This is a genomic window from Mogibacterium kristiansenii, from assembly GCF_009695905.1.
Lineage (GTDB): Bacteria > Bacillota > Clostridia > Peptostreptococcales > Anaerovoracaceae > Mogibacterium_A > Mogibacterium_A kristiansenii.
Window position 1 is genome coordinate 47074 of record NZ_VUNA01000002.1, and the last position, 21857, is coordinate 68930.

The following is a 21857-nucleotide window of genomic DNA, read 5'->3' on the forward strand; positions in this document are numbered from 1 at the left end:
ATGAAGGAAAAGTACAATTTCACAGAAATTGAAAAGAAGTGGCAGGACGTATGGGAAAAAGAAGATGCGTTCAAGACCGTAGAGGATTACGACAAAGAAAAGTATTATGTTTTGGAAATGTTTCCATATCCTTCCGGCAAGCTGCACATGGGACATGTGCGGAACTACTCCATCGGAGACGTAATTGCACGTTTCAAGAGACTGAAGGGATACAATGTTCTGCATCCGATGGGATGGGACTCTTTTGGACTGCCGGCAGAAAACGCGGCCATTAAAAATGATATTCACCCGGCAATTTGGACGGACAGCAACATTGCGGAAATGCACCGTCAGCTGCAGGGCCTGGGCTTCAGCTACGATTGGGATCGAGAGGTTGCTACCTGTAAGGAAGAATATTACAAGTGGATGCAGTGGATTTTCATTCAGTTTTACAACAAGGGACTGGCATACAAGAAGGACAATCCGGTGAACTGGTGTCCAAGCTGTCAGACCGTATTGGCGAACGAGCAGGTCGTAGACGGCTGCTGTGAGCGTTGCCACACGCCGGTTACAAAGAAGCGCCTGTCCCAGTGGTATCTGAAGATTACCGATTATGCGGATCGCCTGCTGAAGGATTTGGACAAAATGCCGGGCTGGCCGGAAAAGGTAAAGCTGATGCAGAAGAACTGGATTGGCCGTTCCACCGGTGCGGAAGTGACCTTTGAGATTGAGAACTTCAGCAAGAAGCTTCAGATTTATACCACTCGTCCGGACACGCTGTTCGGCGTAACCTATATGGTTCTGGCACCGGAGCATCCATTTGTACCGGAACTCACCAACGGTACGGAGTATGAAGATGCAGTAAAAGCATATCAAGAAGAATGTCAGCACAAGTCCGAAATCGAGAGAACTTCTCTGACAAAGGAGAAGACCGGCGTATTCACCGGATGCTATGGAATCAATCCTGTAAACGGAAAGAAGGTTCCAATTTTCATCTCCGATTACGTTATGATGGATTACGGAACCGGTGCCATCATGGCGGTTCCGGCGCATGACCAGCGCGACTTCGAGTTTGCGAAGAAATTTGACCTGGACATCGTTCCGGTTGTGGACAGCCAGAATCCGGAAATCGACATCAATAACCTCACAGAAGCTTTCGTTGCGGAAGGCACCATGATTAACTCCGGAAAGTACACCGGAATGAACAACAAGGAAGCGATTGAAGAGATTACCAAGGATCTGGAAGCGGACGGACTGGGCAAAGCTCAGGTGAACTACAAGCTGAGAGATTGGCTGATTTCCCGCCAGCGTTATTGGGGATGCCCGATTCCGATGGTTTATTGTGAAGAGTGCGGATGGGTTCCGGAGAAGGAAGAGAATCTTCCGGTAAAGCTTCCGACCGATGTGGAATTCACCGGCAAGGGAGATTCTCCACTGAAGACTTCCAAGACCTTTGGAGAGACTACCTGCCCATGTTGCGGCAAGAAGGCGGTTCGCGAATTCGATACCATGGATACCTTTGTAGATTCTTCCTGGTATTTCTTAAGATACTGCGATGCCCACAATTCCGAGAAACCTTTTGACAAGAAAAAGGCGGACTACTGGATGAACGTGGATCAGTACATCGGCGGCGTAGAACACGCCATCCTGCACCTGTTGTACGCTCGTTTCTTCCAGATGGTAATGCATGATTTGGGCTTGGTGGATGCGGAAGAACCGTTTGATAATCTGCTGACTCAGGGCATGGTTATCAAAGACGGTGCGAAGATGAGTAAATCTCTGGGCAACATCGTCAGCCCGGAAGAAATTCAGGCAAAGTACGGTGCGGATACCGCCAGACTGTTCATCCTCTTTGCAGCACCGCCGGAAAAAGAACTGGACTGGAGCGATGCCGGTGTGGAGGGAAGCTACCGTTTCCTGAACCGTGTATATCGTCTGGTACAGGAATATGTGAACGAAATCCGCGGCGATTTCCGTGGAAGTGAAACCATCACTATTCAGAGTGCAGAAGATAAGGCTTTGAATTTCCAGTTGAATGCTACCGTGAAGAAGGTAACGGAAGATGCCGGCGGAAGATTCAGCTTCAACACTGCGATCAGTTCCATCATGGAATTGGTGAATGCGCTGTATAAGTACAAGCAGGGCGAAGTGAACGTTCCGCTGATGAACGATGCCATTGAAAAGCTGATTCTGATTCTGAACCCGTTTGTTCCGCATATTACCGAAGAACTGTGGAACGACCTGGGTCATGAAGATCGGGTATATCAGCAGAATTGGCCGGAATTCGACCCGGCTGCACTGGAACTGGAAACCGTTGAGATTATCGTTCAGGTAAACGGAAAACTGAAGGACAAGATGGCTTTCGGGAAGAACGCAGAGAAGAGTGCAATTGAAGAAACAGCACTGGCAAGCGAACGCGTGCAGGATGCGATTGCAGGTAAATCTGTTGTAAAAACCATCGTGGTTCCAAACAAACTGATTAACTTTGTAGTAAAATAGAAATGCCTATGAAACAAGAAAAAGATTTACAACTGAATAACAAGAAAAAAAATCCGGCACCCCGGAAGAAGAATTCCGGGGCAGCTTCCGGAAAAGTAAGAAAAGCGTTGAAACCTTCTGACGGAACGGCGAAAAAGAAGGGAAACAACACTCCTCAGAATTCGAAGTCCCATAAACAAAAGGGGGCAGCAAAGCCGGAGAAATCAAAGAAGTCCCTTCCGGCAATCCCGTTCCATCAGGGAAAGAATCGGAACAAGTCCAACGGAAAGAATCAGAAACAGGTTCGCCCGAAAGAGTCCTTCCGCATCATCCCGTTGGGGGGTATGAAGGAAATCGGAAAGAACATCACGGTAATCGAGTATCGGGATGAAATTCTGATTGTGGACTGCGGAATGTCCTTCCCGGAAGATGAGATGTTCGGAATCGACGTGGTTATTCCGGACTTCACCTATTTGAAGGAAAACATGGAGAAAATCAAGGGATTAATCATTACTCACGGACATGAGGACCACATCGGCGGTGTGCCGTATCTGGTAAAAGAAATCAACGTTCCGGTGTATGCTTCCGGTCTTGCGGCGGGATTGATTCAGCATAAATTAAAGGAAAAGAATCTTACCGCTGACGTGCATGTGATATCTTCAGGTGATATAATTCATATAGGAAGCTTCATCGTGGAGGCAATTCACACCACCCACAGCATTGCGGATTCTTTTGCGTTTTCCATCAAGTGCCCGGCAGGACACATCGTTCATACGGGAGATTTCAAGGTGGATTACACTCCGCTGGAAGGAAAGCAGATTGATTTGGCTCGCTTTGCGAAACTGGGCGACGAGGGCGTGGATGTACTTCTTTGTGACAGTACCAACGTGCTCCGTCCGGGGTTCACACCGTCGGAACGAATCGTAGCGGAGTCCATGAACCGAATTTTTGAGGAAACGGATAAACGAATTATCATCGCTACGTTCTCTTCGAATATTCATCGAATTAAGCACTTTATGGAAGCGTCCATTCATCATGGCCGTAAAATTGCGGTTTCCGGTCGTTCCATGGAGAACGTGATGCAGATTGCAAAGGATTTGGGATATATCGACCTGCCGGAATCTGCTTTTGTGGACATCCGGAATATCAATAATATCCCGGACAGCAACCTGACCATCGTTACAACGGGAAGCCAGGGCGAACCGATGTCCGCATTGACTCGAATGGCCAACGATAATCACCGGGCGGTGAAGCTGAAGAAGGGCGATGTCGTCGTCTTCTCCTCCTCGCCGATTCCGGGAAACGAGAAGACCATCACCAATGTGGTCAATAAGCTGTATGAGAAGAAAGTTCGGGTGTACCTGTCGGATTTCGTGGACATCCACGTATCCGGTCACGCCTGCCAGGAAGAGCTGAAATTGATTCACACCCTGGTGCGGCCGAGATATTTCATTCCGGCTCACGGCGAATACCGTCACTTGAACGAGCACGCAAAATTGGCAGAGAGCCTGGGAATGAGCCGTAGCAATATCTTTGTCATGACCAATGGTGATTCGCTGGTGGTCAAGGGCGGTCGTGCAAAACAGGAGAATGGATACGCCACGGCGGACGATGTTCTGGTGGATGGCTACGGCGTCGGAGATGTTGGAAACGTGGTACTCCGGGATCGAAAGCAACTGTCGGAAGCGGGATTGATTGTGGTATCGGTGGCCATCGATACCTATTCCAAGCAGCTGGCGGCAAACCCGGAACTGATTACACGTGGTTTTATCTACGTCAAGGAGAACGGTCCGTTAATCAACGATGCCACCGAGGTGGTCTATGAAACCATCGAGCGTTGCCGCAATCGGGACTCTATGGACTTGAGCTCATTGAAGTCGGCGATTCGTGACGACCTTCGGGGTTACATTTATAGAAAGACGCGGCGGAGTCCGGTGATTCTTCCGGTCATCCTATACGTGTAGAAAGGAGTTTCGATGAACGTTTACGAAGAAGCCCACGATCTTGCCCGGGCAATTAAGGAAAGCAACGAATTCAAGGAATTCGACCGTTTAAAGAAGGAAGTGGACCAAGATCCGCAGCTCAGCGCGATGCTGAAGGATTTGCAGATGAAACAAGTTCAACTGCAGACGAAGCAGATGGCAGAAGGAAAACTGGATTCGGAACTGATGGGACAGATTCAGTCTATGGTCACCATGCTTACGGCAAAGCCTCAGGCAGCACAGTATCTGCAGGCGGAAGCGAGATTCTCCATCATGATGAAGGATGTGAGTGAAATCCTGGCAGATGCCATCAATATTAAGTCAATGTTATAAGTTATTTTTAAAGATTTTTAAAGAAAGAGAGAAACAATTATGATTAGCGCAGGTGAATTCAGAAAAGGTGTTACTTTTGAAATGAATGGCGAACCACATGTTGTAGTGGATTTCCAGCACGTTAAGCCGGGAAAGGGTGCCGCATTTGTTCGTACAAAGTATAAGAACATTCTGACCGGAGCGACCAGAGAAGAAGCGTTCAACCCGAACGACAAGTTCCCGAAGGCTCACATTGAGACGAAGCAGATGCAGTATCTGTACAATGACGGTGAACTGTACTACTTCATGGATCAGGAAACCTACGATCAGATTCCGCTGACCTACGACCTGGTAGAGGATGCCATCAAATACATCCGTGAGAACGATACCGCTACCGTTAAGTTTTACAAAGACAACGCATTCACCGTAGAAGCTCCGAACTTCGTTGACCTGGAAGTAACCGAAACCGAGCCGGGCGTGAAGGGTGATACCGCAACCAACGTTACAAAGGCTGCAACCGTTGAAACCGGTGCCGTAATCCAGGTTCCGATCTTCATCAACGAAGGAGAAAAGATTCAGATTGACACCAGAACCGGTGATTATCTGGGACGTTCCAAATAGTTTATTTTTTCCAAATATCGGGTATTAGCAAAGGGCTGTTATGAAAAAAGCAATCAAAAAAGCAATGGTAATACTGGCGATTATATTTGCGCTGATTATCGGATCCAGCGTGCTCTTGTCCACATTGAACAAGCCGCTGGACCGAAGCAACGCAACGCTGATTGACGTCACAGTTGAAGAAGGTGCGACGACCGATGATATCGCCAACGCACTGAAAGACGCAGGTGTCATTCGCAGTACTACCAGATATAAGATTTGCTCCAAAATCTGGCACTACGATTCCAACTACAAGGCAGGGGTATATTCCGTTTCGCCGAGCATGACGTGCAGCGATATTGCAAAGGTCATCGTATCCGGAAAAGAAACCACCAATTCCTTTACAGTTCCGGAGGGATCCACTATCGAGACGGTGGCGGAGACTCTGGCCAAAGATGGACTGGTAGATAAAAAGAAGTTCCTGGAGGCTGCGCAGAATTCCGACGCCTACAGTGATTTTGGTTTCTTGAAAGATGCCCAGAAGGGGAAGAATCATCTGGAAGGATATCTTTTCCCAAGTACCTATCAGGTTGCACCAAAAGCGGATGAAGAGCAGATTATTACAACTATGCTGAATCAATTCGATACTGTTTTTACAGACGAATACAAAGCCAGGGCAAAAAAGCTGGGGTATACCGAGAATCAGATTATCATTATCGCTTCCATCATTGAAAAGGAAGCGCAGGTGGATGAGGATCGCCCGAAGATTGCCAGCGTCATCTACAATCGATTAGACGACGGCATGAATCTGCAGATGTGCTCCACGGTGCAGTATATTCTGGGAAAAGCGAAACCGGTTCTGTCCGTGGCGGACACGAAGATTGATTCTCCGTACAACACTTATATTCACTCCGGCTTGCCGAAGGGACCGATTTGTTCTCCGGGGGAGGCATCTATTAAGGCGGCTCTATACCCGGCAAAAACAAACTACATGTATTTCGTGGTAAGCGAAAAGTTGGACGGTTCCCATAATTTCAGCAAATCCTACTCGAAATTCGAGAAAGATACCCGGGCATATGAGAAGGCTCTGGCAAAGAAAAACAAGAAATAGAAGGAGCCGAATTTTCATATGAACATTACCAATGAGAAAGTGACAGACTACATCGTGTCATTCTACCAACCGTGGAATGACACGATGGGGAAGTTGCGGGAGCAAAGCGAAGCAGATCAGATTCCATTGATTCTAAAAGAAACGGAGATGTTGTTTCGCACGCTTTTACCCCTGAGGCCCGCCCATCGAGTGCTGGAAATCGGCACCGCGTATGGGTATTCTTCCATATTTTTTGCACACCTCCTTCCGGAGAGCCATATTACCACGGTGGAGCTTTCGGATACCAATTATCAAGTGGCGGTGGATAATATATGGGAGCAGGGGCTGACCGATCGAATTCAGGTGATTCACGGCGATGGCTCGGTTGTGCTGGACGAACTGATTCAAAATGCCGAAGCCGGAAATACGGAACCCTTCGATCTTATTTTTATCGACGCAGCGAAGAGTCATTATATGGAATTCTTCAAAAAAGCAGAGAAGCTGTGCAGCAAGAATGCACTGATTGTCTGCGACAATATTTTGATGAAGGCTTTTCTGGTGGACTTGTCTTTAGACCGAAAGCGCCGTCATCGAACCAGCGTAAAAAGAATGAATGAGTTTTTGGAATACGTTCACAGCCGGAATGATTTAGAGGTATCCTTGCTGAGCTGTGGTGATGGATTGTTGCTTATTAAAGAGAATAAAAAATAGAATTTATGCAGAAAATTGAATTGTTAGCTCCTGCGGGAGATATGGAAAAGTTAAAAACAGCGGTACGGTACGGAGCCGATGCGGTGTACTTCGGCGGAGAGGTGTTCAGCCTTCGTGCCGGGGCCGGAAACCTGACTGTGGACGAAATGAAGGACGCCATGGAATTTCTTCACACTCACGGGGCGAAGGGGTATCTGACCATCAACATCTATCCTCACAACGAGGATATTCTGCCGCTTCAAGAATATATTCAGCAGATACGGGATATTCCCATCGATGCGTTCCTGGTATCCGATCCGGGGGTCATGCAGCTGGTGAAGGATGGAATCCCGAATGCCGAGATTCATCTCAGTACTCAGGCCAATACCACAAACTACTTGAGTGCGAATTTTTGGGTATCTCAGGGAGTGAAGAGAATCGTTGCGGCTCGGGAAATGAGCCTGAAAGAAATCCGAGAGATGCGGGAACACCTCCCGGAGGATATCGAAATCGAAGCTTTTCTTCACGGTGCTATGTGCATCTCGTACTCCGGCCGATGCCTGCTGAGCAATTATATGGTGGGCAGGGATGCGAACCGGGGACAGTGCACTCATCCGTGCCGGTGGAAATACCACTTGATGGAAGAAAAAAGACCGGGAGAATATTTCCCGATTGAAGAGGATGATCGGGGAAGTTATATTATGAACTCCCGGGACCTTTGCATGCTGGATTGCTTACCGGATATGATTAATGCCGGCGTTACGTCTCTGAAAATTGAAGGACGGATGAAATCGGCTTACTATGTAGCAACGGTGGTTTCCGCATACCGGGCAGCATTGGACAGCTATATGAAGGATCCGGAGAATTACGAGTTCAAACAGGAATGGTACGATGAACTGTGCAAGGCCAGCCACCGGGAATTCACCCACGGCTTCTTTTATCAGAAGCCAAGCAACCGGGATCAGAATTACCTTACCAGCGATTACGTTCGGGAGTACAGTTTTATCGGCGTGGTGTTGGGCGTAGATGAGGCGACCGGCGAGACCATCGTACAGCAGCGGAACAAGTTCTGCGTTGGAGATGAGATTGAAATTATGAGTCCGGGAGAACCATCCTATACGGAAGAGGTTCCTTCCATGAAGGATGAAGACGGGAATGCGATAGAAAGCGCACCGCATCCGAAGCAGGAGGTGAGAATCCCGTTCCGGAAAGTTCCCGCAAAGTATTCGATCTTAAGAAAAAGGAAGTAGAGATATGACATCTGACACGAGTGAAATACCTATATATGCATATATTATAACCATTGCTTTGCTGTGCATCGTGTATGCATTGGTGGCAGCGGCAAAACGTTCATTGGATAATACGGACCGAAACACCATTAAAGAATTGAGCGAATCGGATCCGGAGGACAGCAGAGTTCAGGCGGTGATGCGTTTCATTCAGAAACCATCGGAATACCATTATGCGGACTTGTTTCTGAGTTACCTGACGCTGATTATGTCCTTTTTCCTCTTCCATTCGCTGATGAAACGGGAAATGGGGGATAACCATTGGATGATTTTGTGGGATATTCTGTATTTTGTGGCTTTTATCGGCGTGGCGGACATCCTGCCCAAAAAGCTGGCATCTCAGTCTCAGAATGCTTCAGGAATTGGATTTGCGGGCTTTCAGCGGATGGTGTATTACATCACCTGGCCGTTTGTAAAGATATGTGTGTGTTTGGCCAACGTATTTCTGTTGATACTTCGGAAGAACACGGATGTGGACAACATCTACTTCTCGGAAGATAAGGTTATGTCCATGCTGGACCGAGGACAGGAATCCGGAGATATCAAGGAGGAAGCCCATCGGATGATTGACAGCATTTTCGAATTCGACGACTTGCTGGCATATGAGATTATGACGCCTCGAACAGATGTGTTCATGATTGATATTGACGACGACCGAGAAGAGTACTTCGATGAACTGATGGAACTGCGTTATTCCAGAATTCCGGTTTATCGGGACGATCCGGACAACATCATCGGAATCCTGCATATTAAGGACTATCTGTTCCAAGCCAGTCAGCACGGATTCGATAACGTTAATTTTGAGGAAATCCTTCGAGAGCCGTATTTCGTTCCCGAAACGAAGAACATCGATGCACTGTTCATCGAACTTCAGAAAAGCACCAACCACGTGGCCATTCTGATTGATGAGTACGGTGGATTCAGCGGTATCGTTTCCATCGAGGATATTATTGAGCAGATTGTGGGCGATATTGCGGATGAGTTCGACGAGGACGACCGGGTCATCGAGAAAATCAGCGATTCAGAGTTTATCGTTGATGGCAATGTGTATTTGGACGATCTGACGGATGAACTTCATGTGGATTTGGAATCGGAGAACAGCGAGACCGTAGGCGGTTTTATCATCGATTTGATGGGAGAAATTCCGAAAGAAGAAGTGAAATACAAACCGATTCAATACGGAAACCTCTCCTTTACCATTCTGGAAGTGAAGGATCGTCGAATCGAGAAGATGAAAATTGAAATTCTGCCGGAAGAACCGACAGAGGATGCATAAAAAATAACTCATGAGTAAATCAAAAGACTTCAAAGAAAAGAATACAATTGAGGATTCCGTGATTGCCGGGTATGCTGCGCAGGAAACCATGAAGCTGCCCGGAGTTATCCGAATGGCGCCGGGAATTGCGGAAAGCTTCTCCCGGAACATTCTGGGCAGGATTACGGAAACACAAGGTGTTCACGTAAACGATGAGGATGGAAAGGTTACTGTGGATATTCACATCATCGCAGCGTATGGGGTGAACATACCACAGCTTTCGTACGACATCCAGAACCGGGTGAAAAAAATCATCGAGAAGGAGACGGGAATTTCCGTCGAAGCAGTTAATATCTGTATTGAGGGAGTTGAAAAGAGCAGGTAACGAGTACTATGAAAAGAGAAGAAATTAGAGAAATGACGATGCAAGTGGTATATCAGATGGATGTGATGGGCGATTTCGACTACCGGAACATCTCCTTGATTACCGAGAATGAGCAGATTCAGAAAGAAAAGCAGGCTCTTCAGACCCTGGATGTTATCCGCGATCACCGGGATGAAATTGATGAGATGATTGATTCTCATTCCGATCGTTGGAAAACGAACCGAATGGGAAAGACGGATTTGGCAATTTTCCGTATTGCCGTTGCAGAAATTTGCTATATGGATGCCATTCCGGACAGCGTTTCCATTGACGAAGCGGTGAAGATGGCGAAAAAATACGGGGAAGACCGTTCGTATGCATTTATCAATTCTGTTTTAGGGAAGATTGCCAAGGATAAATAGTATGGCTAAAGTAGTATTGGGAATCGATACATCTAATTATAAGACGTCGGTAGCGCTGACGGATGAGAATGGAAACATCCGATATCAGCGCTCCGAATTTCTAAAGGTAGAACAAGGAAAAAGAGGTCTGAGGCAATCCGTTGCCTTTTTTCACCATTGCCAGGTTCTACCTTCCTTTATTGAGGAAGCTTTTCAGACGATAGATCCAAAGGAAATCATATCGGTGGCGGTATCGTCTCGCCCACGGAATGTGGAGGGATCCTATATGCCGGTATTCCTATCCGGCGTTCAGACCGGAACGGTGATTTCTTCTGCACTGCAGGTTCCGATGAACTGTTTTTCTCATCAGGAAGGGCATATTGAAGCCATCCTGTCCACGCTGCCGCCAATACCGCAGAAACCCTTTCTGCTGTTCCATCTCAGCGGAGGAACGACGGAGTGCCTTCTGTGCGAACGGACCTGGGAAGGATATGCGGTTGAAATTGTGGGCGGAACTAAGGACATCAGCGTGGGTCAGCTTTTGGATCGGACCGGTGTGCAGTTGGGTTACGATTTCCCGGCGGGAAAATATTTAGACCGAATTGCCATGGACCGGTCGTATACAGTCTTTCCGGGGAAAATTCGGATTCAGGAGGGGTTCTTTAACTTGTCCGGAACGGAGACTCAGGTGATGAAGAGCATTGAAGAGAAGGGCGATGAAATTGTCCCGGGAATCTTCTACCGGATTCAGCAGCTGCTTCACGACACCGCAGTACAGCTGAGCCAAAAGTACAAAGTGGATACGGTGGTAATGGCCGGAGGCGTTTCCGCCAGCGAGACACTTCGGAAATATGCGGTCCTCTGGCAGGAACAGCGGGATGGCTGCCGCATTCTGTTCGGAGACCCGGTGCTTTCCGGAGATAATGCCGTAGGAATTTCCCTGCTGGGAGGACGGAGGAGTCAAGAATGAAGCCGGTTAGCGTGACACAGGTAAATGAATATCTGGCCAACAAAATTGACAGCGATTTCAATCTCCGAAATGTGGCCATTGAAGGGGAAATCTCCGGATTAACTCGGAAAGGACATGCGTATTTCTCCTTGAAGGATGAACAATGCGTCATCCGCAGTGTGGTCTGGAAAAGTCAGCTTCCAAAGATTAATCCGGAACTTCTGGAAGACGGACGCAACGTGGTTGCGGTGGGATCCGTTCGGCTGTATGCAAAAGGCGGCACCTATTCTTTCCAGATTCACTATATGGAAGATGCCGGGGTTGGAAAAGCGAAGACGGCTTTTGAAGCCTTGAAAAAGAAACTGGAAGCGGAAGGACTGTTCCGACCGGAATACAAGAAGCCACTTCCGGAATTCCCGGAATGCGTGGGGGTCGTCACCTCCACGGAGGGAGATGCCCTTCGGGATATACAGAAAATTATTTTAAAGAAAAACAATTACGTGAACCTTTTGATTTTTCCGACTTATGTGCAAGGCGTGAATGCGCCGGCCAGCATCTGTCAGGGAATTCATTTGGCAAATCGGGTGAACGAATCGGGAAAGCGCCATATTGACCTATTGATTGTAGGGAGAGGGGGCGGATCCCCGGAGGATCTGGCGGCCTTTAACGAGGAATCCGTTGCCAGAGCCATTTTTCAATCGGATATTCCGATTATTTCCGCCGTGGGTCATGAACCGGATGTATCCATTTCCGATTATGTGGCGGATGCCCGGGGGGCAACGCCCAGCGAGGCGGCGGATATGGCGGTGCCGGATGTTCATGAAATTCAGAAGCGCATCGCTGAGTGCCGCAGTGCGCTGAGTGAATCTTTGCGTTTTAAATTGCTGAACGAAAAGAGAATGGTTGAATCACTAACCCAACTGCTTTGTTCCAATATGAGAAACCGGGTACAAAAGGCCCGAAATGAAATGGAGCAGGCATTGATTAAGCTTCGGGAGGGAAATCCGAAACGAGTGCTGGAGAGGGGGTTCGCCGCAGTTCTGAATGAAGCGGGAACCATCGTCTCCGATATCGATAATGTATCGGAGGGCGAAGAGTATACGGTACTCCTGCGAAACGGCCGCTTCAAGGCGCAAGTTACCGGTAAGAACAAGGAGGGACACGATGAGTGATAAGAGTTTTTCCGAATCCATGAAAAATCTTCGGAGTGCCGCAGATCGAATCGGCGGACCGGCTACTTCGTTGGAAGAAGCGCTGGCACTGTTTGATGCCGGAATGAAGGAGTCGGAATATCTGAATTCCGTGCTGGAAAAAGCGGAACAGAAAATCGAAATTTTTGATGAGCAGGAGGATTCTTCCCATGAATAATTACGATTATTATAAAAACATGATTGAAGAAAATCTGGCGGATAAATTGCCTTCCGTCGCGCCGCAGGTTCAGGTCCTGTGGGATTCCATGAACTACAGCGTGAAAAGCGGCGGAAAGCGCTTGCGTCCGGTTCTGTTGCTGGCCTGTGCGGACTTCGCCGGAGGAAATCCGGAAGAAGCCCTTCCTTTTGCATGTGCCATCGAGTACATTCACACCTATTCGCTGATTCACGATGATCTCCCGGCAATGGACGATGACGATCTTCGTCGCGGAAACCCGACCAACCACAAGGTGTACGGCGAAGCTATGGCCATTCTGGCCGGAGACGGATTGCTGAACACTGCCCACGAAATCATGCTGCAGGATGCAGCGGGTTTGAAGGAGGATTCGGAAAAACTCCACCGCCATGTGATGGCGGCGCTGGAAGTATCCCGAAATGCCGGCATTCATGGGATGATTGCAGGTCAGGTAGCGGATATGGAAAACGAGGGAAAAGAATGCAGCGAAGAGATGCTGAACTTCATCGACTCTAACAAGACCGGTGCGCTCTTGAAGGCACCGATTCTGGCCGGCCTCTATATCGGCAATGCACCGGAAGCGGTTCGAACAGACTTTGAACAGTATGCGGAACTGGTTGGAAGAGCCTTCCAAATTTCCGACGATATCCTGGATGTGATTGGCGATGAAAAAATGATGGGGAAAAAGCTGGGCAAGGATGCCGATCACGGCAAATGCAACTATGCCACAGTCCTGGGGCTGGAGGCGGCCAAGGACGAAATGCATTCTTTAACGGAAAAGGCCGTTGCGCTTATGGAGAAATACGGCGATTCCGCAGAATTCTTCATTGAACTTGCTCATAAGCTGGAAAGAAGGAAATCCTAATGCTGTACGATCTTGAAAAAGAAGATTTAATATCGATTATAAAGAACTCCGACTACGGGGACTTGGAAGCTCTGGCCCGGGAAATACGGGATTTTCTTGTGGAGAAGGTTTCGAAAACCGGCGGCCATCTGGCATCCAATTTGGGTATTGTGGAAACCACCATTGCCCTGCACAAAGTATATGATACCGCCGTGGATCGAGTAATCTTCGATGTGGGACACCAATCCTACGTTCATAAAATCATTACCGGAAGGGCAGGGGCCTTCGACACCCTTCGAAAGTATAAAGGCCTTTCCGGTTTTCCGAAGTCCCGGGAAAGCATTCATGATGCCTATGACACGGGACACAGCAGTACGTCTATCAGTGCGGCTATGGGATATGCCACTGCGCGGGATCTTCGGAACGAAGATTATCAAGTGGTGGCGGTAATCGGCGACGGCGCCATGACCGGCGGCTTGGTATACGAAGCATTGAACAATATCGGAGCTTCCGGAACCAATATCAAAATTGTTTTAAATGACAACGGAATGTCCATCGCCAAAAATGTAGGAGCCATGTCTCGCCATTTGAACAACCTGCGCACTTCAAAAAATTATACCCGAATGAAGAAAAACATCCGGGGAGCACTGGACAATATTCCGGTGGTAGGTCAGCGGGTCAGCGACACCATCTCCCATACCAAAAATAAGATCAAGTACTCGCTGCTGGATGAACAGGGCGTTCTTTTCGAAGATCTCGGAATAAAATATATCGGTCCTGTAGATGGATACAATCTCCAGGCTCTGGTGGAGGCCTATACCGCAGCCAATCAGTACGACGGGCCGACGCTGGTGCACGTCATTACAAAGAAAGGAAAGGGATACTATTGGTCGGAAAAGTATCCGAGAAAATTCCACGGTATCGCTCCATTCGATGCGGATAACGGTAATATATTATCGTCACCTTCCGGACCGAGCTACTCAAAAGTGTTCGGCGACAAGCTGGTGGAGTTGGCACGGACGGACGAATCCATCGTTGCCATCTCTGCGGCGATGGGAACGGCCACCGGACTGGGTCCGTTTTACAAGGAGTTTGAACCGCGGTTCTTCGATGTGGGAATTGCGGAAGCCCATGCGGTTGTATTTGCAGCAGGAATGGCGAAGGCCGGCATGACGCCGGTGGTGGCCATCTATTCTTCCTTCTTACAGCGTGCTTTCGATCAGCTGATTGAAGATATTTGTCTGCAAAACCTTCATGTGGTCTTTGCGGTGGACCGGGCCGGCCTGGTGGGTGCGGATGGAGAAACCCACCACGGCATGTTTGATTTGTCCTATTTGAATATGATTCCCAACATGAAAATTCTCTGTCCGGCAGACGGAAATCAGCTGGAAGAGATGTTGGAATATGGGGTCCATCAATACGACGGACCGATTGCGATTCGGTATCCGAGAGGTTCTTCCCAGGGAAATCACCTGAGGCTGAAGCCGTTCACCGGGGAAAATACGGTGCTTTCCGTTGGTAAGGATGTAACGATTCTGGCGGTAGGAGCGATGCTGGATACCGGTATCGAAGCGGCGAGACTTCTTCGCGAGCACGGATTCGATGCAGGGGTTACGGCAATCAACGTGGTAAAACCGATGGACGCCGCGGCAGTGAATTCGGAGACGAAACTGGTGGTCACGCTGGAGGACAACACCATCATCGGAGGTTTCTCCGATGAATTCGATCGGGTGAATCGGGAGAAGGCGTTTGGAATTCTGAATTTTGCCCTTCCGGATCAGTTTATTGAGCAGGGAAGCATTCCGGAATTGCGAGAAGAATGTGCAATGACTCCGGAAGATGTAGTGAAGGGGGTAGAGGATTACTTTGAAAAAAGAAAGGCTTGATGTCATTTTGGTACAGAAAGGTCTGGTGGAATCTCGAGACAAAGCGAAGAGAACCATCATGGCCGGACTGGTTACAGTAGACGGCCGGATAGAAGATAAAGCCGGACAGAAGTTCGATCCGGAACTGGAATTTGCGGTTAAGCAGAAGCTTTGCCCGTATGTGAGCCGCGGCGGATTGAAGCTGGAGAAAGCCATGAACTGCTTTCCGATCGATTTAAAGGATGGAGTGTGCATGGACATGGGCGCCTCCACCGGCGGTTTCACCGACTGCATGCTGCAGAATGGTGCTCGGAAGGTCTACGCCCTGGATGTGGGATACGGACAACTGGATTATAAGCTGCGGGTAGACCCTCGAGTGGTGAATATGGAAAAAACCAATATCCGTTATTTGGACACCGATTTAATCGAAGAACCGGTGGACTTTGTGTCCATTGATGTCTCTTTTATTTCGGTGAAACACATGTTCCCGGTGGTGCAGAAGGTTTTGGATTCGTCGGGACACATGGTTTGCCTCATTAAGCCGCAGTTCGAAGCGGGAAGAGAACAGGTAGGCAAGAACGGTATCGTGCGGGATCCGGCGGTGCACCGTCAGGTCATCGAAAATGTTCTCCGTTACGCATCGGAGAATGGTCTGGAACCACTGGGATTGGCGTTCTCACCGGTAAAGGGGACGAAAGGAAATATCGAATATCTGCTTTTTGCCGGCAAGGCAGAAGGTGAACTTCCGGATAACGGCGAAGAATCCGTTCTTGAAGAATGGGCGAGCCGGATTTCGGACGTGGTTCAGGAAGCTCATGCGGATTTGGACTGATTGGAATAAAGAATAAAAAGGAATGAAAAAGGAGATTATTATGGCATTGTCACCAATGATGCAGCAATACCTACAGATTAAAGAAGAGAATCCGGACTGCCTGATTTTGTTTCGGCTGGGGGATTTCTACGAGCTGTTTTTCGATGATGCCAAAACCGTCTCCCGAGAACTGGAACTGACCCTTACCGGCCGGGCCTGCGGTCTGGAGGAACGGGCACCCATGTGCGGGGTTCCGTTCCATTCGGCGGATTCCTACATTCCCAAGCTGGTGGAGCGCGGTCACAAGGTGGCCATTTGCGAACAGATGGAGGATCCGGCGGAGGCAAAGGGCTTGGTTCGCCGGGAGGTGGTTCGAATCATTACGCCGGGAACCATAGACATCGCCGGTTCCACCGAGAATGACGAAAATATTTTTATCGCATCGGTGTTCGCCACGAAGACACAGGTGGGCATTGCGTACGGGGATATTACTACCGGAGAGCTGGCCTGCATGCATCTGGAATATCGCCATAATCTGGACTCTCTGATCAGCGAACTGGTAAAAATAGCTCCGAAGGAAATCGTTTACGATGAGTCCTCGCTGCCGGAAAACGTGCTGGCGGCGCTGCAGGATCCGCAGGTTCAGACCTATTTGAATCCGGTGGATTCTTCCTATTACCGGAAGGCGCTGTGCGAAAAGACGCTGATGAATCAATTCGGGGCATCTTCCCTGATTTCGCTGGATTTGGACGGCCGAACGGACTTGGTGTTGGCCTCCGGATCCCTGCTTCTGTACCTGGGGGATACTCAGAAGCAGCGAATGGAGCAGTTCAAGCATTTGGATATTCGAGAATCCAGCAATTACATGCAGCTGGACCGTTCCACCCTTCGAAATCTGGAGCTGCTGGAAACAATATATGACAAAAACAAGGAAGGCTCCCTGCTGGGCGTGCTGGATCATACGCACACCGCTATGGGTGGGAGACTGCTAAAGCGATTTATAAAAGAGCCGCTGAACAATCAGGCGCAGATTAATGCCCGGTTGGAAGCGGTGGACGCCGTAGTAAATCACCCGCTGGAGCGGAACAATCTGGTGGCGGGCCTTCGGGAAATCTACGATTTCGAACGCCTCAGTGCCCGCGTGGCCAGCGGCCGCGCCAACGGAAAGGATCTGGTGGCGCTGAAAAATACGCTGGGTGCACTGCCGGAGATTCGAAATACTTTGGAGGACCTGGCATCCTCGGCTTTGCTTGCCGAAATCCGGGATTCCATCGATGATTTTGACGATCTGTATCAGATGATTGCGGAATCCATCGTGGAAGAACCGCCATTTATCATCACCGAGGGCAATCTGATTCGGCCGGGATATTCTTCGGAGTTGGACGACCTGAAGGAATCCATTCGGGATGCCAAGGAGTGGATTGCGGGGCTGGAGCAGAGCGAGCGGGAACGCACCGGAATCAAGACCATCAAGGTGGGATTCAACAAGGTGTTCGGATACTATCTGGATGTGAGCAAATCCTTTTCGGATAAAGTGCCGGAGAATTACATTCGAAAGCAAACTTTGGTGAATAACGAAAGGTACATTACGCCGGAGCTAAAGGAGAAAGAAAGCCTGGTTCTGAGTGCGGAAGCAAAAATAAATGCGCTGGAATACGATATCTTCCGGAAAATCCGGACATCCATTGAACCGTATATCGGATCGCTGCAGAAAGCCTCTGCTTCCGTGGCTTTATTGGATGTGCTGGTTTCCTTCGGAGATGTGGCGACAGCCAACGGCTATGTCCGGCCGGAGGTGGACGATTCCAGCTTGATTGAGATTGAAGAGGGTCGCCATCCGGCGGTGGAGCAGATGATTGGAAGCGGCATGTTCGTGTCCAATAACACCGCCATGGATACGGAACAGGAGAGCCTTCTTCTGATTACCGGCCCGAACATGTCCGGTAAATCCACCTATATGCGTCAGACTGCCATCATCGTGCTGATGGCACAGATGGGATCCTTTGTCCCTTGTCGTCGGGCGCGTATTGGCGTGTGCGATCGTGTTTTTACTCGAATCGGTGCATCGGACAATTTGGCATCGGGACAGTCTACTTTTTTCATTGAAATGAGCGAACTGGCCAATATCCTGCGGAATGCGACTCGCCGCAGCCTGATTATTCTGGATGAAATCGGCCGGGGTACCAGTACTTTTGACGGCCTGTCCATTGCCTGGGCGACGGCGGAATATCTGGCGTCGGACGATCATCGGGTGCGCACCATGTTCGCCACCCACTATCACGAGCTGACGGTGCTGGAGGAGCAGCTTCCGGCGGTGCACAACTTGTCGGTATCGGTCTCCGAGGACGGAAGCAATGTAGTGTTCCTGCATCGGATTATCGACGGACCGGCCAGCAAGAGCTACGGCATTCACGTGGCGAAGATTGCCGGAATTCCGAAGGCAATTCGCCAGAGCGCGTCGAGAAAACTGAAGGAGTTGGAAGCGCAGTCGGCACCGATGCCGGCGACCACCCAGATTTCCTTCTTCGACAGCGAGATTGCTCCGGAACCGGAACGGGTTTCCGAAGAGCCTCTGCCGTATGAGAATGTGCTGAAGGAGATTCGCGGGATGGATATCAATTCCCTGACTCCGATTCAGGCACTGGTGCGGCTGCAGGAAATACAGAATGAAATCAAAGATATTGATGAGGATTCAGAAGAATGATACAAGTACTGGATAGCTTTATATCGGATAAAATCGCCGCCGGCGAGGTCATCGAACGGCCCCTTTCCATCGTAAAAGAATTGGTGGAGAACTCCATCGATGCCGGGGCCGACAGCATTGTGGTAGAAATTCGAAACGGCGGAAAATCCTACATCCGGGTAACGGACAACGGCTGCGGAATCCCGGCGGAGGAAGCGGAAATTGCTTTCGAGCGCCATGCCACCGGAAAGATTCAGACACTGGAAGACCTGGGACATATCGATACCCTGGGTTTTCGCGGAGAGGCGCTGGCCAGCATCTGTGCCATTTCCAGAATGACATTGTATACCCGAACGGCGGAGTCTCCGGTGGGAATCAAGCTGGAAATTCAGGGCGGGCGCATTTGCGGGAAGGAACCCTCCGGCATGAATGGGGGGACCACCATGGTGGTGGAGGACGTGTTCTACAACACCCCGGCGCGTCGGAAATTTATGCGAAGCGATGCGGCAGAGGCTTCCGCCATCATCGATTTCGTTCAGAAAATGGCCCTGTACTATGCGAACGTGGCCTTCCAACTGATTAACAACGGGCGGAACGTGCTCACCACCAACGGAGACGGAAACTATCTTCATGCCATCTCTCGGGTGTATCCTACAAAAGAATTCAGCAATCTGATGGAAATCCAGGGCGAGCACGTGCACGGCTTTATTTCCGATCCCGGTACCACAAAGAATAACCGAAGCGGTCAGATTTTCTTCGTGAACGGCCGGTATGTTCGAAGCGACGTCATTGAAAAAGGGCTGATGGATGGATACGGTGACCGAGTTTTCTCCGGATACCCGGTGGCGCTGTTGTTCATCACCGTACCTCCGGAAACCATCGATGTGAATATTCACCCCAACAAGAAGGAAATCAAATTCCTGGAATCCGGGGACATCAAGAAAGATATCGCTGCGGCGGTGCAGAAAGTGATTCATTCTCAAGATGCGGTCCCCCAAGCGATGCTGAAGGAAAAAAACATCTCTTCGGGTTCACTGGAAGAGGTGGCGAAGGAACCGGTAAAAAAACCTTCCGGAGAGCAGATGGGTATCCGGGAATTCCTGCAGGCGAAGAAGCGGGAACACAAACCGAACACAGAGACGGTGTATCATGAAGATGATATGAAGATGGCGTTCCAAGTTCCGGGAGACAGCATGAGCGATGCTTTCAAAGGCTTGGTTCAGGAGGCGAAAACGGAATACGACGGGGAAAAACCAGAGGTATCGGCGGAACCGGTGAAGTCAGATATGAAGTCGGAAGAAGCCGATGAGACGGATCGGATTCCTTTGGCACCGGCCACCACACGGCTCTTCGATTTCAAGAATCTGACTTTGGCGGGATATGTTTTTAATACCTACATCATCACTCAGGCGGGGGATAACCTGTTCATTCTGGATCAGCATGCGGCACACGAACGAATTCTGTACGAAAAGCTGGTTCGCCAATACAATACCGGTGCGCACCTGCCGCAGGATATCCTGACACCGATTCTGCTGAACGTATCCGGCGATGTGTATTTCGGTGAACGGGAATGGATGGACGTCCTTCGGCGAATTGGCTATGCCATTGAGGATTTCGGCAGCAATACTTTTATCATTCGGGGAATTCCGGCCTATATGACTTTGACCGAGGCAGATGCTTTTGCCCGAAATCTGGTGGATGTTCAAGAAAATGAAGTGCATCTGCATCAGAATACCCCGGTGGTGGATAAACTGATTATGCGTTCCTGTAAAGCGGCGGTGAAAGGAAACGATCACCTGTCGGAACGGGAAATTCGAGAGCTGCTGGATCGGCTTTCCCAGTGCGTGAATCCGTTCAGCTGTCCGCACGGACGACCTACTTTCATCCGCATATCCAAGTACGAAATTGAACGATCTTTTAGAAGAAAATAGCAAGGAAAGAATTATGACGACACAGAAGAAAACAGTTTATATTATTGCCGGGCCGACAGCAGTTGGAAAGAGCGTAATTGCCAATTACCTTGCCCGGCGGATTCACGGCGAAATCGTGAATTGCGATTCCATTCAGCTGTACAAATATCTGGATATCGGCAGTGCCAAGCCGAGTCCGGCGGATATGAGCACCGTGCCGCATCATCTGTACGGCGTCATCGATCTGAAAGAGGATATGACAGTGGCGCGGTATCAGAAAATGGCACTGGAGACCATCGATGATATTCTGGAAAGGGGCAAGACGCCGATTCTGTGCGGCGGTACCGGATTGTACCTGAATTCCGTGCTGTACGATATGGATTTTGCGGCGGAACCGGCCGACGGCGGAAAGCGCCGCCGGGAACTGGAAGATATGGCGAAGCAGATGGGCGGCGAATACATGTACGAAGTTCTGTCGGCGGTGGATCCGAAATCGGCGGAACGAATTCATCCCAACAATACTCGAAAGGTGATTCGTGCCATCGAAGCGTACGAATTCGGCTCTAACGTACAGGACCTGAATGCGTGCGGCCTGCGGGAAGGATATGACTTCCGTCTGTTCGGAATCACGATGGACCGGGAGTGGTTGTACGACCGAATCAACCGACGGGTGCTGAAACTGGTTCAGAACGGTCTTTTGGATGAGATTAAATCCCTTCGGGAGATGGGATACGACGAAACGGCACCGGCGCTGAAAGCCATCGGCTACAAGGAGTTCTTCGCATACTACAACGGTGAGATTCCGGAGCTGAAGGACGCCATCCTGGCGGTAATGAAGGATACGCGTCATTATGCCAAGAGACAGCTCACCTGGCTGAAACGTTACGAGGGACTGATTCATTGGATTGAGATTCAACGAAATGAATCCGTGGGTGCAGTCGTTGATCGGATTCTTTCGGCAGAGTAAAGAAG

At 49.4% G+C, this 21857-nt stretch carries 19 protein-coding genes; all 19 read left to right on the top strand.

Annotation, left to right across the window (positions count from 1 at the left end; all coding sequences use genetic code 11):
• From leuS to miaA, 19 genes are read left to right on the top strand one after another with little or no spacing between them, the layout of a single operon-like run.
• A complete protein-coding gene (leuS, locus tag FYJ65_RS01400) occupies positions 1–2478 on the top strand; it encodes a leucine--tRNA ligase (protein ID WP_154553565.1) in 2478 nt (825 codons plus the stop codon).
• A gap of 8 nt (positions 2479–2486) precedes the next feature.
• Complete coding sequence (locus FYJ65_RS01405; RefSeq protein WP_154553566.1) at positions 2487–4421, top strand: ribonuclease J; 1935 nt, start codon at positions 2487–2489, stop codon at positions 4419–4421.
• Between the two features lie 12 nt (positions 4422–4433).
• On the top strand, positions 4434–4772 hold the full coding sequence (locus tag FYJ65_RS01410) for a YlbF/YmcA family competence regulator (RefSeq protein ID WP_154553567.1): 339 nt from the start codon (positions 4434–4436) through the stop codon (positions 4770–4772).
• Between the two features lie 39 nt (positions 4773–4811).
• Entirely contained in the window at positions 4812–5372 is a 561-nt protein-coding gene (efp, locus tag FYJ65_RS01415; RefSeq protein WP_154553568.1) for an elongation factor P, read from the top strand.
• Between the two features lie 40 nt (positions 5373–5412).
• Complete coding sequence (gene mltG, locus FYJ65_RS01420) at positions 5413–6459, top strand: endolytic transglycosylase MltG (protein WP_154553569.1); 1047 nt, start codon at positions 5413–5415, stop codon at positions 6457–6459.
• An 18-nt stretch (positions 6460–6477) separates the two neighbouring features.
• Positions 6478–7149, top strand: coding sequence for an O-methyltransferase (locus FYJ65_RS01425; RefSeq protein WP_154553570.1), 672 nt, complete (start codon positions 6478–6480; stop codon positions 7147–7149).
• A gap of 5 nt (positions 7150–7154) precedes the next feature.
• Positions 7155–8378 carry a peptidase U32 family protein gene (locus tag FYJ65_RS01430; RefSeq protein ID WP_154553571.1) on the top strand — a complete coding sequence of 408 codons (1224 nt, stop codon included), beginning with the start codon at positions 7155–7157 and terminating at the stop codon, positions 8376–8378.
• 4 nt (positions 8379–8382) lie between these two features.
• Entirely contained in the window at positions 8383–9693 is a 1311-nt protein-coding gene (locus FYJ65_RS01435) for a hemolysin family protein (RefSeq protein ID WP_154553572.1), read from the top strand.
• Positions 9694–9703: 10 nt separating this feature from the next.
• Positions 9704–10057 (top strand): Asp23/Gls24 family envelope stress response protein, encoded by a 354-nt coding sequence (locus FYJ65_RS01440; protein ID WP_154553573.1) that lies wholly within the window; start codon positions 9704–9706, stop codon positions 10055–10057.
• A gap of 8 nt (positions 10058–10065) precedes the next feature.
• Complete coding sequence (nusB, locus tag FYJ65_RS01445) at positions 10066–10458, top strand: transcription antitermination factor NusB (RefSeq protein WP_154553574.1); 393 nt, start codon at positions 10066–10068, stop codon at positions 10456–10458.
• Position 10459: 1 nt separating this feature from the next.
• On the top strand, positions 10460–11407 hold the full coding sequence (locus tag FYJ65_RS01450; protein WP_154553575.1) for a tRNA (adenosine(37)-N6)-threonylcarbamoyltransferase complex transferase subunit TsaD: 948 nt from the start codon (positions 10460–10462) through the stop codon (positions 11405–11407).
• On the top strand, positions 11404–12558 hold the full coding sequence (gene xseA / locus FYJ65_RS01455) for an exodeoxyribonuclease VII large subunit (protein ID WP_154553576.1): 1155 nt from the start codon (positions 11404–11406) through the stop codon (positions 12556–12558). Before FYJ65_RS01450 ends, xseA begins: the two co-directional genes overlap by 4 nt.
• Positions 12551–12754 carry an exodeoxyribonuclease VII small subunit gene (xseB, locus tag FYJ65_RS09485; protein WP_206157257.1) on the top strand — a complete coding sequence of 68 codons (204 nt, stop codon included), beginning with the start codon at positions 12551–12553 and terminating at the stop codon, positions 12752–12754. Before xseA ends, xseB begins: the two co-directional genes overlap by 8 nt.
• Positions 12747–13637: a polyprenyl synthetase family protein gene (locus FYJ65_RS01465; RefSeq protein WP_154553578.1), complete on the top strand. Its 891-nt coding sequence runs from the start codon at positions 12747–12749 to the stop codon at positions 13635–13637. Before xseB ends, FYJ65_RS01465 begins: the two co-directional genes overlap by 8 nt.
• Entirely contained in the window at positions 13637–15502 is a 1866-nt protein-coding gene (gene dxs, locus FYJ65_RS01470; protein ID WP_154553579.1) for a 1-deoxy-D-xylulose-5-phosphate synthase, read from the top strand. The genes FYJ65_RS01465 and dxs overlap by 1 nt, the downstream gene beginning before the upstream one ends.
• A 7-nt stretch (positions 15503–15509) precedes the next feature.
• Complete coding sequence (locus FYJ65_RS01475) at positions 15510–16313, top strand: TlyA family RNA methyltransferase (protein WP_235898158.1); 804 nt, start codon at positions 15510–15512, stop codon at positions 16311–16313.
• A gap of 22 nt (positions 16314–16335) precedes the next feature.
• Positions 16336–18996, top strand: a complete 2661-nt coding sequence (gene mutS, locus FYJ65_RS01480; RefSeq protein ID WP_235898159.1) for a DNA mismatch repair protein MutS — start codon at positions 16336–16338, stop codon at positions 18994–18996.
• The gene (gene mutL, locus FYJ65_RS01485; RefSeq protein WP_154553582.1) at positions 18993–20906 is read left to right on the top strand and encodes a DNA mismatch repair endonuclease MutL; all 1914 of its coding nucleotides are present in this window, start codon (positions 18993–18995) and stop codon (positions 20904–20906) included. The genes mutS and mutL overlap by 4 nt, the downstream gene beginning before the upstream one ends.
• Before the next feature lie 13 nt (positions 20907–20919).
• Complete coding sequence (gene miaA, locus FYJ65_RS01490) at positions 20920–21852, top strand: tRNA (adenosine(37)-N6)-dimethylallyltransferase MiaA (RefSeq protein ID WP_154553583.1); 933 nt, start codon at positions 20920–20922, stop codon at positions 21850–21852.
• The last annotated feature ends 5 nt before the right edge of the window (positions 21853–21857 follow it).

Coding starts and splice junctions, on each gene's coding strand:
- leuS (WP_154553565.1), top strand. CDS start 1: ATGAAGGAAAAGTACAATTTCACAGAAATTGAAAAGAAGTGGCAGGAC.
- FYJ65_RS01405 (WP_154553566.1), top strand. CDS start 2,487: ATGAAACAAGAAAAAGATTTACAACTGAATAACAAGAAAAAAAATCCG.
- FYJ65_RS01410 (WP_154553567.1), top strand. CDS start 4,434: ATGAACGTTTACGAAGAAGCCCACGATCTTGCCCGGGCAATTAAGGAA.
- efp (WP_154553568.1), top strand. CDS start 4,812: ATGATTAGCGCAGGTGAATTCAGAAAAGGTGTTACTTTTGAAATGAAT.
- mltG (WP_154553569.1), top strand. CDS start 5,413: ATGAAAAAAGCAATCAAAAAAGCAATGGTAATACTGGCGATTATATTT.
- FYJ65_RS01425 (WP_154553570.1), top strand. CDS start 6,478: ATGAACATTACCAATGAGAAAGTGACAGACTACATCGTGTCATTCTAC.
- FYJ65_RS01430 (WP_154553571.1), top strand. CDS start 7,155: ATGCAGAAAATTGAATTGTTAGCTCCTGCGGGAGATATGGAAAAGTTA.
- FYJ65_RS01435 (WP_154553572.1), top strand. CDS start 8,383: ATGACATCTGACACGAGTGAAATACCTATATATGCATATATTATAACC.
- FYJ65_RS01440 (WP_154553573.1), top strand. CDS start 9,704: ATGAGTAAATCAAAAGACTTCAAAGAAAAGAATACAATTGAGGATTCC.
- nusB (WP_154553574.1), top strand. CDS start 10,066: ATGAAAAGAGAAGAAATTAGAGAAATGACGATGCAAGTGGTATATCAG.
- FYJ65_RS01450 (WP_154553575.1), top strand. CDS start 10,460: ATGGCTAAAGTAGTATTGGGAATCGATACATCTAATTATAAGACGTCG.
- xseA (WP_154553576.1), top strand. CDS start 11,404: ATGAAGCCGGTTAGCGTGACACAGGTAAATGAATATCTGGCCAACAAA.
- xseB (WP_206157257.1), top strand. CDS start 12,551: ATGAGTGATAAGAGTTTTTCCGAATCCATGAAAAATCTTCGGAGTGCC.
- FYJ65_RS01465 (WP_154553578.1), top strand. CDS start 12,747: ATGAATAATTACGATTATTATAAAAACATGATTGAAGAAAATCTGGCG.
- dxs (WP_154553579.1), top strand. CDS start 13,637: ATGCTGTACGATCTTGAAAAAGAAGATTTAATATCGATTATAAAGAAC.
- mutS (WP_235898159.1), top strand. CDS start 16,336: ATGAAAAAGGAGATTATTATGGCATTGTCACCAATGATGCAGCAATAC.
- mutL (WP_154553582.1), top strand. CDS start 18,993: ATGATACAAGTACTGGATAGCTTTATATCGGATAAAATCGCCGCCGGC.
- miaA (WP_154553583.1), top strand. CDS start 20,920: ATGACGACACAGAAGAAAACAGTTTATATTATTGCCGGGCCGACAGCA.